Source organism: Desulfogranum aggregans, assembly GCF_055398265.1.
Genome location: NZ_AP042447.1, coordinates 3,858,891 through 3,872,524 on the forward strand (window position 1 = coordinate 3,858,891; position 13,634 = coordinate 3,872,524).

Annotated in this window: 15 protein-coding genes; 7 read left to right on the top strand and 8 right to left on the bottom strand. The window is 51.8% G+C overall.

Annotated features, from left to right (window positions below; translation table 11 throughout):
• Nucleotides 1-155: 155 nt before the first annotated feature.
• Complete coding sequence (locus ACZ52Z_RS16990; RefSeq protein ID WP_464267964.1) at nt 156-437, top strand: hypothetical protein; 282 nt, start codon at nt 156-158, stop codon at nt 435-437.
• A 291-nt stretch (nt 438-728) separates the two neighbouring features.
• On the opposite strand, the gene ACZ52Z_RS16995 is transcribed toward ACZ52Z_RS16990, so the two are convergent.
• Nucleotides 729-1,211: a universal stress protein gene (locus ACZ52Z_RS16995; RefSeq protein ID WP_464267965.1), complete on the bottom strand. Its 483-nt coding sequence runs from the start codon at nt 1,209-1,211 to the stop codon at nt 729-731.
• A 287-nt stretch (nt 1,212-1,498) separates the two neighbouring features.
• Here ACZ52Z_RS16995 and ACZ52Z_RS17000 point away from each other — a divergent pair, with 287 nt between their 5' ends.
• Nucleotides 1,499-1,912 (top strand): hypothetical protein, encoded by a 414-nt coding sequence (locus ACZ52Z_RS17000; protein ID WP_464267966.1) that lies wholly within the window; start codon nt 1,499-1,501, stop codon nt 1,910-1,912.
• 194 nt (nt 1,913-2,106) lie between these two features.
• Here ACZ52Z_RS17000 and ACZ52Z_RS17005 read toward each other — a convergent pair whose 3' ends face one another.
• Nucleotides 2,107-2,469, bottom strand: a complete 363-nt coding sequence (locus ACZ52Z_RS17005; RefSeq protein WP_464267967.1) for a hypothetical protein — start codon at nt 2,467-2,469, stop codon at nt 2,107-2,109.
• Nucleotides 2,470-2,752: 283 nt separating this feature from the next.
• Here ACZ52Z_RS17005 and ACZ52Z_RS17010 point away from each other — a divergent pair, with 283 nt between their 5' ends.
• Nucleotides 2,753-3,538 (top strand): hypothetical protein, encoded by a 786-nt coding sequence (locus ACZ52Z_RS17010; RefSeq protein WP_464267968.1) that lies wholly within the window; start codon nt 2,753-2,755, stop codon nt 3,536-3,538.
• A 98-nt stretch (nt 3,539-3,636) separates the two neighbouring features.
• Here the strand turns inward: ACZ52Z_RS17010 and mce are convergent, their stop codons facing one another.
• Nucleotides 3,637-4,041, bottom strand: a complete 405-nt coding sequence (gene mce, locus ACZ52Z_RS17015) for a methylmalonyl-CoA epimerase (protein WP_464267969.1) — start codon at nt 4,039-4,041, stop codon at nt 3,637-3,639.
• 237 nt (nt 4,042-4,278) lie between these two features.
• Entirely contained in the window at nt 4,279-4,686 is a 408-nt protein-coding gene (locus ACZ52Z_RS17020) for a Fur family transcriptional regulator (RefSeq protein WP_464267970.1), read from the bottom strand.
• A gap of 394 nt (nt 4,687-5,080) precedes the next feature.
• Here ACZ52Z_RS17020 and ACZ52Z_RS17025 point away from each other — a divergent pair, with 394 nt between their 5' ends.
• The 4 genes from ACZ52Z_RS17025 to ACZ52Z_RS17040 all read left to right on the top strand — a co-directional run bounded on the left by ACZ52Z_RS17025 (nt 5,081) and on the right by ACZ52Z_RS17040 (nt 8,043).
• Entirely contained in the window at nt 5,081-5,248 is a 168-nt protein-coding gene (locus tag ACZ52Z_RS17025) for a hypothetical protein (protein WP_464267971.1), read from the top strand.
• 92 nt (nt 5,249-5,340) lie between these two features.
• A complete protein-coding gene (locus ACZ52Z_RS17030) occupies nt 5,341-5,547 on the top strand; it encodes a hypothetical protein (protein WP_464267972.1) in 207 nt (68 codons plus the stop codon).
• Between the two features lie 50 nt (nt 5,548-5,597).
• Nucleotides 5,598-5,996, top strand: coding sequence for a pyridoxamine 5'-phosphate oxidase family protein (locus ACZ52Z_RS17035; RefSeq protein ID WP_464267973.1), 399 nt, complete (start codon nt 5,598-5,600; stop codon nt 5,994-5,996).
• Between the two features lie 535 nt (nt 5,997-6,531).
• Complete coding sequence (locus ACZ52Z_RS17040; protein WP_464267974.1) at nt 6,532-8,043, top strand: ATP-dependent DNA helicase; 1,512 nt, start codon at nt 6,532-6,534, stop codon at nt 8,041-8,043.
• Here ACZ52Z_RS17040 and ACZ52Z_RS17045 read toward each other — a convergent pair whose 3' ends face one another.
• From ACZ52Z_RS17045 to ACZ52Z_RS17060, 4 genes are all read right to left on the bottom strand, one after another.
• The gene (locus ACZ52Z_RS17045; protein ID WP_464267975.1) at nt 8,044-9,141 is read right to left on the bottom strand and encodes a D-alanyl-D-alanine carboxypeptidase family protein; all 1,098 of its coding nucleotides are present in this window, start codon (nt 9,139-9,141) and stop codon (nt 8,044-8,046) included.
• A gap of 412 nt (nt 9,142-9,553) precedes the next feature.
• Complete coding sequence (locus ACZ52Z_RS17050) at nt 9,554-9,799, bottom strand: hypothetical protein (protein WP_464267976.1); 246 nt, start codon at nt 9,797-9,799, stop codon at nt 9,554-9,556.
• A 111-nt stretch (nt 9,800-9,910) separates the two neighbouring features.
• Entirely contained in the window at nt 9,911-11,968 is a 2,058-nt protein-coding gene (locus ACZ52Z_RS17055) for a hypothetical protein (protein WP_464267977.1), read from the bottom strand.
• A gap of 289 nt (nt 11,969-12,257) precedes the next feature.
• Nucleotides 12,258-13,475, bottom strand: a complete 1,218-nt coding sequence (locus ACZ52Z_RS17060; protein ID WP_464267978.1) for an NADP-dependent isocitrate dehydrogenase — start codon at nt 13,473-13,475, stop codon at nt 12,258-12,260.
• Nucleotides 13,476-13,634 lie beyond the last annotated feature (159 nt).

Here is a 13,634-nt window from a genome sequence, read left to right on the forward strand (position 1 = left end):
ACACCTCAACTCAATCAATTGTTGAAGAGTGGGCATTTAAGGGGGCTGAGTGTAAAAGTGATGCGCAAAGGTGACGCGGTACCTTTTTTTTACGAGTAAGAGGGTATAGAGTAGTAGATATGCATGTGGCTTTCAGCCTTTTTTGAGGAGGATATATGCGAGTCGTATTGATCATTGCCGCACTGGTTTTTTGCTGGGTCTCTATGGCTGAGGCGCGCCGTTCCTTGATGGACGATGTGTTCAGCCGGCCCTCGGAGTACACAAAAAACCGTATGCGAGTCAAGCAGGCAAGGGCGGATTGGAAAGTACAGCAGTACAGAGCAAAAATGGAACGCAGTAGAATTATTACCAATGAGCTCAGGAGGCAGGACTACCTGCGCAACAAGGCGCATAACGAGATGGTTCTTCAGCGTCAGAGAATGAAGCACAAAAAGTAAAAAGGACCACTTCTCGGCAGGGAAAGGAGGGGCGTATCCTTTATCCCGGATGAGGAAAAGCGTGCCGGCAGAGCATTGAATTTCCTGGAAAGGATGCTTTGTCGTGCCTTGTCATAAGTGAGTCCACCGGGGAACTCATGGCAGGGGGCAAAAAGTCTATTGCCCCCGAAAATAAGCGTGTCTTTCGGGGGGCTTTACACTGCATGCTGCACGTTTACTGCACCGTGCTACCGGCTTGCCGGGGGCGTGCATCATATGGCAAAAAAAGAGAGACCTGACCGGCTGGGAGGCCTATTCTCCCTTAGGCAAGCGGATGACCGTTACCGGTACTTGGCATCTCCTGACCACACGTCGGGCAGTGTTGCCCATGAGGACGCCGGTCAATGCTCCAAGCCCGTGCGTTCCCATAATGACCATGTCATAGCCCCCGCTATGAGCCTCCTCGATAATTTCCTGTGCAGGATTCCCTTCTCTGAGCAGGGTTCGTTCAGCGAAAAACTTACATTCTTTTATCTCCCCTTCGACTTCGCTGCAAAACCGACTGATGCGATTGGTCATCAATTCCTTGTACTTGCTTGATTTGTGGGCCTCCAGTTCCTTGAGCTGTTCCTCCGAGAGGTAGTCTGCAACCAGATTCCTCCCTGATGAACTCAAGTCATCAACCACGTGCAGCACGGTTATTTCTGCATCCAGTTTATCAGCCAGCAACGCCGCGTATCCAGCGGCATGCTTAGCATTTTCTGACAGGTCGGTAGCATAAAGTATCTTCTTCACACTGGGCAGCATAGGTATCCTCTCGAGCTAACGTTAAAGAAATAATGGGTTTATCTTAAACTAAAGCCTGCAGGGGGACAGGGCAAGAGCAGAAAAGAGAATAATGGCAAAGACAAAGGAGAGCACACCGACGAAAAGTATGAAGGACTGCGCATACAGTTGCAGCATTTCAACTTTTTTACATGGCGGGGCCTGGCGATTGGTAGGTTGAACGAAGGTGACCCATGATTAGATTATATATAGGTCGGGAGTGGGATCTCTTTTCAAGGCCAGAAAAAGGAGGGAATATGTCGTGTACTATCCAGAAGGTGCAATACTATTACGTAACCGTTCCAGATCTGCCGGGAGAGGCATATAAGTTACTCAATATGTTGGCGGACAGGGGAATAAATCAACTCGCTTTCTCTGCCGTTCCAGTGGGGCCTAATTCAACACAGCTGGCTATTTTTCCCGAGGAACCGCTTACATTTATTCATGAAGCGGAAGCCGCGGGAATGATTACTGAAGGACCGCACCACGCCTTTCTAGTCCGTGGTGATGATGAGTTGGGAGCTTTGGCGAGGTTGCATCGGCAATTATATGAAGCAGGAATAAATATATACGCAACCAGTGGGGTAACCGACGGGCGGGGAAGCTACGGTTATCTTATCTACGTCAAAGCAGACGACTATGAAAAAGCGGCTGAAACGTTGGCGGTGTAGCAGGAGCGGCAACCCATAGCTGGGTTGCCTGCGCTGTACGGAAAAAAGAGCAGCATGGCTGCTCTTCTTGAGTTTGCGGCACCTTGGGTACGGCAAGAAATTTTTATGCTTTTTGTGCCTTAAGGCGTTACGCAAGCCAGAAGCTTTTATCCGCCCTACGGACCCGTAGGATCTCTGCAGGTAGATGACACGGATTACATTCTAATTTTTGCTTCTGTTTTCTCTGGTTTTTTCGCAAGATGGTCGTGGCGGTTTTTCGCTATGTGAGCAAAACGATGTAGGATTTCTTCCAGATCAGAATCTTTCCAAATGGCAGCAAAAGCATCAAGTCCTGTTAGATCATCACTCAGATGAAAGGGGGGGCTTTGGTCTGGCTGTAGTTGTATGTCTTCAAAGTTTGGTGCGAAATTTTCGGAAAGCGCCTGGGAAAGAAGGCTTTGCATGGAGTAGGTGAAGAATTTTTTCACGTCTTCAGTGGACTCGGAAAGATTCATATCCTTTCGGAATTTTGGCAGAATGTCTTTCTCAATTTTGGTGAACGACTGTTGTGTTGACATATAATTACCCTCCTTCCTTTCCATGAAAAATAGTTAGGTGGTTTGGCAGTAGCACCTCACTGCATGTTCACCAGTAAAAGGTAAGGGTAAAAGAGAGAACCGCAACAGCGTTCAGGCGCAATACGCTATTTATCAGGCGGACGGTTTTACTTGCGCACCTGCCACAAGGCTCCTATCGGCTCAGCCCGTACGGTATTTGCTGAGGTGTCCATTACACGGTGGAACCACTTATTGCCGTCGAATGAAATGATTCAGCAAATATGAGCAAACCAGAGAATAACTGATGACCATCCCCTCCTTCAGCCGCTTTGTGGGTATTGATTATTCAGGCGCGCAGACTCCGGATTCCGGTTTGCAAGGCCTGAGGATCTATATGGCGGACCGGAAATCCCTGCCGCAGGAAGTGGTTCCGCCGCCCGGTTCGAAAAAAAAGTGGACTCGCCGCGGGGCGGCCAACTGGCTGGCGCATAATTTGGCCAAAGAGGTACCGACGTTTGTCGGCATTGACCATGGCTTCTCCTTTCCATTGGATTATTTCGAAATGCATGGATTGAAACCTGATTGGCCGGCTTTTCTTGAGGATTTTTGCCGGCATTGGCCGACGGATGGGGAAAACACCCGCGTTGAATTCGTTAGGCAGGGGCTGTGCGGCGAGGGAGAAAAGCGTTCTGGTAATGCTCGTTGGCGCCGGTTGACCGAAGTGCGTGCTCGAGCGAAATCGGTCTTTCATTTTGATGTACCCGGTTCAGTAGCCAAGTCAACCCACGCAGGTATTCCCTGGCTGCGCTTTCTACGGCAACAACTTGGAGGCCAACTTCACTGCTGGCCCTTTGACGGGTGGGATATTCCTCCTAATTGTTCTGCTCTGGCAGAAGTGTATCCTTCTCTGTGGAAGGGAAGGTTTTCCCGAAACGGGCGTACATCCGACCAACAGGATGCCTATGCGGCAGCTGCCTGGCTGCGTCAGGCTGATCTCCACGGCAGCCTTGGAACGTATCTCTCTCCCAAGATATCTCCTGATCAGCTGCGTGCTGCCCGGATCGAAGGGTGGATTCTGGGTGTTCTTTGACGTAAAGAATGGCGTGGAATTATGGGACAGCGAGAGTCACGGCCTGCTGGTACGCGGGAGGTGCCCCGGTACCAGCAGCGTAGGAAACAAAAGCAGGATTAATGGCGTTCGCAGAGTTCGACGAGTATGCCGCCCGTGGCTTTTGGATGGAGAAAGGCAATCTTTGCCCCGCCAGCTCCAATTCGCGGAGTTTCGTCAATAAGCTTGATGCCCTTTTCCTTGAGCTCGGCCAAGGCCTCTTCAATGTTTTCCACCTGGAAGGCAACGTGCTGGAAGCCCGCACCCTTGCGCTCGATGAATTTGGCCACCGGACCGTCTGGAGAGGTGGACTCTAACAGCTCGACCTCGCTTTCTCCCACCGGGAAAAAGGCGGTGGTGACTTTTTGTTCCTCTACGGTCTCTGCACCCTCAAACTCAAGCCCCAGGACGTCGCCCCAGAATTTCTTGCCCTCTTCAATGCTATTGACCGCAATACCAAGGTGGTTGATTTTAAGAATTTTCATAGACAGCCTCCCCTGTGAAATAAATCCCCCGTCAGGAAGCATCATGCATGCCCTCGGAAAGGATTGGTTGGTGACTGATTGACTACACAATCAGTAGGTTATCTGCAGACAGGCCCTGTGCGCCACGTTTTCTTAAGCTGAGGCAAGAGGCACCATCGAACAGGTGAACAGTTTACGTTTCCGGCTCGAGCATATTCTTTTTACGGAAAATGATTCTCCATTATCTGGCAAAAAAAACTATTTTTTTTGGCATGCCGGACACAGTCCGTAGAAGTCGAGACGGTGGCTGAATATCTGAAAGCCGGTTTCCTGCATCATCTTGTTGGTGAGTTGTTCAAGATCCTGCATGGAAGGATCTATGATGGTTCCACAACCTGTGCATATGACATGGGGGTGCGGATAGGGCTTGTTCCCATCATAACGATTCCCCATTTCACTGAACTCCAATTCAAGCACTTCTCCATTTTGTTTGAGAAGATTGAGGGTTTTATATACCGTAGCCAAACTCATGGTAGGGTACTGCGTAACGAGTTGCTCGTATATAGCTTCAGCAGAAGGATGATTATCGCTTCGGGAGAGTACCTGCAGGATAGCGTACCGCTGGGGAGTGATACGATGATCATTCTCCTTGAGGCGATGTATCATTTGTTCCAGGCGCTTATCTGGCGTTATGTTCGTTATCACTCGGCGTAGTTGATTATAATTTTCAATTGATAAAGATTATCCTTTCGGGAGTGTGTTGTCAATTGTAAAATAGCACCATGCAGGGTGAAGCCCAGCATGGATCTATCCGTTGCAACCCTTGCACTTTTTTCGTGAGAGACGTACGGGGGAAAGTCGCCAGCGTACCACGCTTGGTAAAAAAGAAAAGCTTTGTCTGCCTTCCCAAGAGCTGGAGGGTGAAATTCTGTAATTAGTGGTAGTATAGACTATCTTTATTTCCTTTTTTTGCTCTTATTGAAGTTGAGGGGCGCATGTTTACTGTGTAAAGCAACAGGGAAGAAACTCCTCCTACAACCTACTACAAACGGAGAACATCATGTCTGGATATGAATCACTCGCATGGATTAAAGATAAGGAAGGAAGGGAGTTTGTATGTTCCGTGGACGTACTCAAGGGCGACTTGAGAGACCGCGAAGAGTTGAGCGAAGAAGAAAAGAAACAGTGTATGAATGTGAATGAGATTATCGGCACGGAAAGGTGGTAACCACCCGAAGATAAATCAAAGATGAAGAAGTACCGTTTGATGAAGCAGTGCCTTAATGAAGATAAACCAATGACTACCATGAGGTAAAGACAATGACCGATCTGAATAAAGAATACCAAAACATGAGCAGCAGCGGTGGTGGATACGAATCTATGGTGTGGCTGCGGGATAAAGATGGAAAGGAATATGCCTGTTATCTTAAGGACATTAAAAATATCAAAGCCAAAGAAGACCTGACTGAAGAAGAAAAAGCCCAGTGCATGGATGTGAACCAACTCATCGGCACAGAGCGTTGGTAGCCTGATCGATCCTGCCCCATTTGGGGCGGGACCTAATTTTTGATGGGGGAATGATGAATTTACAAGAGTATTTTTCTAATGCATCCGGAGTGGGAATCATGGCCACGGCAGATGCTGAAGGCAGGGTAGACACTGCCATTTATGCCAAGCCGCATTTCCTGGAACCGGAAACGGTGTCCTTTATTACCGGAGACCGCTTGACACATGCCAATCTTCGTTCAAATCCTCATGCCAACTACATGTTTCTCGAGTGTGACCATGGATACAAAGGCGTACGGCTATTTCTCCGGCTGATCAAAGAATCCACCGATCAGGAGCAGATCAATGCGCTTTCACGCAGACCTCCTGTATCGAAAAAAGACGGGCAGTTGAAAGAACGGTTTCTGCTTACCTTTACCGTTGATAAGGCCCTTGAAGTGATTGGTGGCAAGGAGGTGGATGTCGAATAGAGCAAATGACCGTAAGCCATCAGTGCCTCTGCGGTCGTTGCATTTGCAACAGTCCTTCCTGCAATGTTTTTGCCCCTAGAGTTGCATCAACCGTCAAAACTGGCATCAATCCAGTGGTATTTTTTGCCTTCCCCCTCCACAATCAGAACTACCATGAAGGCCTACCTGAATCAGTGATACCTCAGGGGCTCCGTTGAGCTCCTATCCTGTTCAATGAGGATATATTTCGTGTGCAGCCGAATAGTCAGGCTCACCATCCTACCTGCAGGGTGTCCGAAACCCGCACATCTGCTGCGTTGGCAACCTATTGATGTACTTGCAGTAAACTCCGGCATATTGACGCGTTGCGCCTGTACTGCTCTGGAACGCGGGAATGCGGCTGCAGGTGAGGAGGGCATGTATGAAAAAGTATGGTATGGTGGCGATATGGGCAGCGCTCAGCATATGAAATGCTCATCAACACGTGCCGTACCTGTTTTTTCTGGTCCGGGGCCTGTGGGTGACAGCGCGAAGAATAACTCTGCCACGATACTACATGGACCCTTTTTCTCTAATCGCTTTGGCGACGGCAGCGGGTTTTGTCTTTAAAAAAGCCTCGGGTGCAGGAAAAAAAACATGGGGGAAACCCGGTATTCTGGGCGCCAGGAGATCAAAAACTGTTCCAGGACAATTGAGCATCACCGGCGCAGGGATAGAGATTGAAGAAATCGAGGAGTTGCCAGAGTACCGCTTTGTCAAGCAGCTCATTGAGGCAGAGTATCCGATGGTGTTTGTTACCGGCGGGGCCGGGACAGGGAAGAGTACCTTTATCCACTGGTTGCTCCATCACTATGCAGGGCGTGTGCTGCTTGCCGCCCCGACAACCATAGCTGCCGCCAATATTGAGGGGAAGACCATTCATTCCCTCTTTCAACTCCCTCTGCAGTGGATAATCCAGCGGAGTATCCGTTCTGCCCCGCATCGGCTGGATATACGCAAGGCCAAGTTGCTGATCATCGATGAAATATCCATGGTAAACGCCAATCTCCTGGATGGAGTGAGTGCTTTTTTACGGAAGAACCGTGGTGTGGACAAGCCGTTCGGCGGTTTACCCGTGGTGCTGGTCGGCGACCTGTTTCAATTGCCACCGGTGGTTAAGCCGGGGGTGGCTGACCTTTTCGATAAACACTACGGCGGGCAGAGCAAGTTCTATGCGGCCCGCTCCTTGACCGAGACTTCCATTCCCTACTATGCTGTTGAGCTGACCAGAACCTTCAGGCAGGCTGATGCCGTGTTCGTAGACGTGCTAGCCGACATCCGCGAGGGCGCGAACCTGGATGCAGCCCTGCAGGTTATCAATTCAGGTTGCAGCATAACTGCTCAGCGGACATCAGGTGCCGTGTGGCTGGTACCCAGAAGAGAGGAGGCGGAAAAGGCAAACAGGTCAGCACTGTTACAGCTTCCTGGACGGACTTTCCGTTTTGACGGTGAGCTGGCCGGAGATTATCCGGCCAATATTGCAAACCTGCCCTCACCGCTTTCCCTGTATCTAAAAAAAGGAGCCCAGGTAATGTTTACCCGCAATGATCCGGAAAAACGCTGGGTCAATGGAACGGTGGGAAACGTTCACCGCGTCGACAGGGGAATAGAGGTGAAATTGCAGGCAAGTGGGGAGATCGTCGAGGTGGGGAAGACTACCTGGTCAAATTTTCGGTACCAGTGGAATGAAAAAGCACAGAGAATAGAGCGAGTGGAAATTGGCAGTTACCGACAGTATCCACTGGTCCTCGCCTGGGCGATCACTATCCATAAAAGCCAGGGGAAAACCATTGAAAAGGTGCACTTGGATTTGGGGAGAGGAGCTTTTGCCTATGGCCAGACCTATGTTGCCCTGAGTCGGTGTCGTGAACTCTGCGGATTAACCCTCTCCAGACCACTGACCGTGAACGATATCAAGGTGGATAGCGACTCTCAGCATTTTAACAATCACTTACACGACCTGATGGAAAAACTCCCCCCAAAAAAGATGATGGACGCCATGGGCAAGCGTTCATCGACTGGTCGTTGATCACGAAATGCGGCGATTGCGTTTCGGGCGTCTTCGACCCCTGAGGAAAACCAGCAAGAGCGAGGGGATCAGCCCCGCAAAGAAACCGTAAAAAAATATGCCTACTTTTCCGTCTGCCTGATCTTTTGTCGTTTGTTGCCTGCTGGTTTCACTGGTTTCTTCGGTTTCGCGCGCGTGCGCCTGTTGTGCACCCGTATCGGCAACCTGTTTGGGTTTTTGCACAGGCGCGCCGTCAACCACCTGCACCGCTTTCGCTGGTTTTGGCGGTACCATGGCAAACCCCTTGGCCAACAGTTCTGCAGCCTTTGCATCCCGTACATGCCGATCCTCACTCCCGAGAACGAGCACGATGAGGCGCACGCCGTCTCGTTTGGCGGTGGCGGCTATGGAAAAACCGGCAGCCCTGAAATACCCCGTTTTGAACCCGTCACATCCAACCACCTGGTTGAGCAAGTGATTATGGGTGCGCATCATAAACGCACCGTCGCGAAAGGCACGCTCCCTGGTGCCGGTGTAGGTAAAGGTTTCCGGCCTGCTGGCCAGTTCACGAAAAAGCAGGACCAGATCCCTGGCAGTGGTGCGGTCAGGGAGCTGACCTTCAGCAGGCGGCAGGCCGTGGACTGAATGAAAACGGGTATTGAGCATGCCCAGTTCCTGTGCACGTTGGTTCATCAACGAAACAAACGCTGCCTTAGAGCCGGCAGTGTGCACAGCCAGGGCCACAGCCGCATCATTGGCGGACTGGATAGCCAGGGCATAGAGCAGGTTTTCAACGGAAAATTGTTCGGAGGGATCAAGATAGACCTGCGAGCCTCCCATTCTGGCGGCTTCGTTGGTGACCTGGACCATTTCATCAAGGGTATGCTTCCCCTGTTCAATCTGCTCAAGAACCAGGAGCAGGACCATCATCTTCAGTACTGAGGCGGGGTAAATCGAAGCGTTGCCGTTTTCTTCAAACAGGACCTGACCATTTTCGGCGTCCACAACCATGGCTGAGACATAGGGGTTGTCGGTTATTGTTTCAATTCGTGCCCTTCCGGCCCAGGATGCAGTAGTGAGCAGTATACTGATGAGGAGGACAAGCAAGCAGTTTTTCATGGTATGTACCGGTAAGTTTGGTAAGGCGGGGCGGGGGTGACTGGCGGAAACGGTCTGCTGATTGGTCGTTCAATGGTTTGCATTTGCAGGCTTACCACCCGATCCCACGATCGATTTCGTCGAGGCATTGTACTCAATTTCTCGCTGTTTGGGGTGATTTTTTCCTGCTCCCAGGTAAACAGCTATAAGAACAAAAGCGGCAAGACCATGCTTGCCTATTGCCGTGCCAAGTCCGGTAAGAGAACGGCTGCCTGGAGTATGCAATCCACCAACTCCACGATAAATGATACCCGTAGCAGAAAAAAACCTGGGAAGTTATGCTGATGGGGAAATGGACTGCTGCTTGCCCCAGGTGACCTGATGAGTGGGCGGAAGGCTACTCGGCCAGGTCACCTGTCCTGTGGTAAAGACGTCAGGTCTCCTCCTCACCGATTTCTTCTGACGAGGTGGTCAACCATTTCCTGCCGCCACTGTTTTCAACGTAGTAGACCGGTTTTTCATTGCGGAGCATGTCCGCTATATACACGGCATTTTCCTGCGGGGGAAACCAGTTGACATTTCTCCATCTGCCATCTTTCTTGTAGTGGACGATGATCCACGTTTTTTCCTGATCAAGATCATAACGGAGTACATAGTTTTCTACGGGATAGACCGGCATGGAAACCTCCAGGGGTGTAGGTTGCTAAGGAAAGCTGCGGTGTTCATTGCGCAGCCGGCAGCGGCAGAAGGCGTGCCACTGCCTCCTGCCGATCACAAAGAACCCTGGATATCAGAGATTCACCAGGGATATTGCCCGGTGTGTTCTTCTCCACAACAGGGTCTGGTTGATCAACCAGTTCGAACCTGGGCCGTGATCGAACCCACTCGGGTTAAAGGCCCTGCTGGCGGCAAAAATCCACAAGCTGTAGCAGCCGGGGGCCAAGGTTGATGGTAACCGGTACTCGTTGGTCTGAAGGACGGTGTTGTCAAGAGCGGAGGTATGCCAATGCCTGTATGCTTCGATGTCAGGGGCAGCAGGTGTTGGCTGTACCAGGAGCGGATTGCCTGCGCCGCATCCGGTAAAGGAGAGATGGGCGTCCCGCAGATGGGCGGCTGTTGCCCGCCAGCTGACTCGCACGCGTACGGCTCCCCGTACTGGATCACGTTCTATGACCGGGCAAATAGCCGGGAGCAGGTTGGAGTTGGCGTCAGTCCATGAACCGCCAACGTCTTCATAGCGCCACCGTATTTCCAGAAATCCAGCCTCAGGTTTGCTGTTGTCCACGGTGAAGGTGCGCGGATCGCTGGTGCTGGTTATTTTCATCCCGCTGGCGGTCAACCGGCCGGTTTCCAGGCGCAACTCGTAGGTACCGTTGGGGAAGCGGCGCGTATTCCAGTGGAGCAGCCAGCTGGGATGCTCAATCAGGGCGGCATCGAGGATAGGGTACCATCCTTCCGGGTCCGGAACCACGTGGATAGGAGGACCGGGAGAAGCCGCCGATCTCGGTGCCCACCAGGAGAGACCGGTGAAGGGTACGGGGATGCCGACCCCGTTAAGTCGATACGTCAGTCGATAATGGGTGGCTTTTTTTATTCGATGGCACCCGTGCAGGTTGAGCGAGGCTGCATAGGGGGCCACGCCGTTGTTGGCGCCCATTCCAGTTGCCGGAGGCGGCGGATAGTCGCCTGGCACGCTGACCGGTCGATTGACCCTTCGGCCGTAGCCTGTCCCGTCATCATGGTGGCTGTTGGCCAGGGGCATATAGCCTGCGGTGTTGATCACCGGAATATCGGCACACGGTATTTCCGGAACAGGTTCACAGATGGGAACGCACAGGGCATTGGCATTGGCAACCAGGGTGACCTTGAGAAAGGAGGGGGCATTCCAGCGCACATCAAAGAAACCTTCACTGTAGATGGTCTCTTCTGCTCCGTCTGCGTCGATATCCTGAGTGACCGTGAAGGTGATGTCCGGGACATCAAGAACAGGGGTCCACTCCGCTACCCATGCGTCGCGGCAGCGGATAAAGGGCCCTTTGAACCGGGCAAAATCGACCTTGGCCAGTGCTTTTTTATCCATCCCGGTTGCGGCGGCCGCTGCGCTGAAATCACGGTCTTTTTTCTGCTGCATGAGCGTGTGCAGCGGTGGCGGTGTACTGGGAAGCGGAGTCTCCATGAGCGATGCAACCTCTGCCGCCGAGGAGCCGAATTCAGGCATTTCCGCGAACACGCGCAGCTGGTCGGTAATTTCTTCGCCGAAATTAACCCGAACCTGTTCGATATGTTCCAGGCAGCAGGGCTTGATCGGGAGCGGGTCCGGTTCCGGCCGGGGATCTTTGATAACCGGCGGCTCCGGCAGCAATTCCAGCAGGTCTTTGAGCCTTGGGCGATACAGATCGTACAGGCACAGGCGTATTTTTCGCAGCCTGAGTAACCTGTCTATGTCCCAGTAAGGCAGGTTGACGCAAAAATGTCCGCAGCTGTCAGTGGTGACAACGGCTATTTCCTCGCGTCTGCACTTGAAGGGAAAAAGCCAGAAAAAAGGAGATCCCAGGGGAAAATAACCGAGAAAGGAACAGTCCGTGTCCTCCACTCGGACGGTCGCCCCGGGTACCGGACAGAAGGAGCCGTTGGCATCCTGTTTGACGACCCGTCCGCATACCCTTCGGAAAAGCAGCAGCTCCGGGTCGACTCGCCACTTGAGCAACTCATGGACTTCGCCTACTCTTTTTCCTGCAAATTCCTTTGCATCCATTTGGCTTAGATCTGCCAGGTAGCGTGCACGTTCCCTGGTCACGATCAGCTTGTTCGGATCCTGTGGCTTGGTGGAAATTCGATTACTCGGCATGTTCAACCTCCCTGAAGATGGTTCCGTGATGGTGCATTTATAGGGGGAGAAGCAGTAAACGTGCCAGCTGCAGGGGAAGGTTGGTTTAAAAAAAATATTAAAAAATAAATAGTTGCGAGTCAGTAGGGGGCGGGCAGAGAAGAGAGGCGGTCCATTGGTGCATATGCACCTTTAATGGTGGTGCAAAAGCACCAGCCCAGCAGAGATTCCCAGGGACGTCCTAATAAGCGGTGGGAGGAGGCAGAGCCTCGGAAGAGGTTCTGCCTCCTGTGGTGCTTGGTATCCTCTTTTAACGCTTGAGGGCAGCCTGCAGGTTTAGGTCGAGTTTGGCCAGGAATTCCTCGGTGGTGAGAAACGGCTGGTCGCCTTCCACCAGTAAGGCCAGGTCCTTGGTCATGTATCCTGATTCGACGGTATCGATGCATACCTGTTCCAGGGTCTGTGCAAAGCCGACTACCTCGGGGGTGTCATCGTATTTGCCTCGGTAGGCCAGACCTCGGGTCCAGGCAAAGATGGAGGCAATGGGATTGGTCGAGGTCTTGTTGCCCTTCTGGTGCTCCCGGTAGTGGCGGGTGACGGTGCCATGGGCTGCTTCGGCTTCAACGGTTTTGCCGTCTTCTGTCATCAGCACGGAGGTCATGAGGCCGAGGGAACCGAAACCCTGGGCAACGGTATCCGACTGGACATCACCGTCATAGTTTTTACAGGCCCAGACAAATCCTCCCTCCCATTTGAGGGCGGCGGCAACCATGTCATCGATGAGCCGGTGTTCGTAGGTAATACCTGCGGCCGCAAAACGGTCGGCAAATTCCTGCTCAAAGACCTCCTGAAAGAGATCCTTAAAGCGGCCGTCATATTTTTTCAGGATCGTGTTCTTGGTGGACAGGTAGACCGGCCATCCCAGGTTCAATCCGTAATTCATGCAGGATCGGGCAAAGCCTCGAATGGATTCGTCCAGGTTGTACATGCCCATTGCACAACCGCTGCCCGGAAAATCAAATACCTCGTACTCCACCGCTTCGCTCCCGTCAGCGGGCTCGAATCGCATGGTCAGCTTGCCGGGACCCGGAACAACAAAATCGGTGGCACGGTACTGGTCGCCGAAAGCATGCCTGCCGATAACAATGGGTTTTTTCCAGCCCGGGACCAGGCGGGGAATATTGTCGCAGATGATCGGCTGGCGAAAGACCGTGCCGCCGATAATATTACGGATAGTCCCATTCGGGGATTTCCACATCTCTTTGAGGTTGAATTCCTTGACCCTTGCCTCATCGGGGGTGATGGTGGCGCATTTGACGCCCACGCCGTATTGCTTAATCGCGTTGGCCGCATCAACCGTTATCTGGTCGTTGGTTTCGTCACGTTTCTGGATGGATAGATCGAAGTATTTGATATCAACATCCAGGTACGGCAGGATGAGTTTTTTCTTGATGAAGTCCCAGATTATTCTGGTCATTTCATCGCCGTCCAGCTCAACGATGGGGTTTTTGACCTTGATTTTCGCCATTAAATTACTCCTGTTGCAATGAATAGCTCATGCAGAATGTTTTTCTGCAGTTTCCGCTGGTAGAAGGCAGCGGGAGCGTGGAAATGTCGTATAGGTATTCCACAACTCTTAAGAATGATTCGTGTTTAATCAAGCTTTTATTTCACCCGAGCAGCTCGC

Excerpts from the sequence above, each read along its gene's own strand:
- ACZ52Z_RS17055 (WP_464267977.1), bottom strand. The coding sequence starts at position 11,968 with ATGCCGAGTAATCGAATTTCCACCAAGCCACAGGATCCGAACAAGCTG.
- ACZ52Z_RS16990 (WP_464267964.1), top strand. The coding sequence starts at position 156 with ATGCGAGTCGTATTGATCATTGCCGCACTGGTTTTTTGCTGGGTCTCT.
- mce (WP_464267969.1), bottom strand. The coding sequence starts at position 4,041 with ATGAAAATTCTTAAAATCAACCACCTTGGTATTGCGGTCAATAGCATT.
- ACZ52Z_RS17025 (WP_464267971.1), top strand. The coding sequence starts at position 5,081 with ATGTCTGGATATGAATCACTCGCATGGATTAAAGATAAGGAAGGAAGG.
- ACZ52Z_RS17050 (WP_464267976.1), bottom strand. The coding sequence starts at position 9,799 with ATGCCGGTCTATCCCGTAGAAAACTATGTACTCCGTTATGATCTTGAT.
- ACZ52Z_RS17005 (WP_464267967.1), bottom strand. The coding sequence starts at position 2,469 with ATGTCAACACAACAGTCGTTCACCAAAATTGAGAAAGACATTCTGCCA.
- ACZ52Z_RS17045 (WP_464267975.1), bottom strand. The coding sequence starts at position 9,141 with ATGAAAAACTGCTTGCTTGTCCTCCTCATCAGTATACTGCTCACTACT.
- ACZ52Z_RS17060 (WP_464267978.1), bottom strand. The coding sequence starts at position 13,475 with ATGGCGAAAATCAAGGTCAAAAACCCCATCGTTGAGCTGGACGGCGAT.
- ACZ52Z_RS17020 (WP_464267970.1), bottom strand. The coding sequence starts at position 4,686 with ATGATACATCGCCTCAAGGAGAATGATCATCGTATCACTCCCCAGCGG.
- ACZ52Z_RS17010 (WP_464267968.1), top strand. The coding sequence starts at position 2,753 with ATGACCATCCCCTCCTTCAGCCGCTTTGTGGGTATTGATTATTCAGGC.
- ACZ52Z_RS17035 (WP_464267973.1), top strand. The coding sequence starts at position 5,598 with ATGATGAATTTACAAGAGTATTTTTCTAATGCATCCGGAGTGGGAATC.
- ACZ52Z_RS17000 (WP_464267966.1), top strand. The coding sequence starts at position 1,499 with ATGTCGTGTACTATCCAGAAGGTGCAATACTATTACGTAACCGTTCCA.
- ACZ52Z_RS17040 (WP_464267974.1), top strand. The coding sequence starts at position 6,532 with ATGGACCCTTTTTCTCTAATCGCTTTGGCGACGGCAGCGGGTTTTGTC.
- ACZ52Z_RS17030 (WP_464267972.1), top strand. The coding sequence starts at position 5,341 with ATGACCGATCTGAATAAAGAATACCAAAACATGAGCAGCAGCGGTGGT.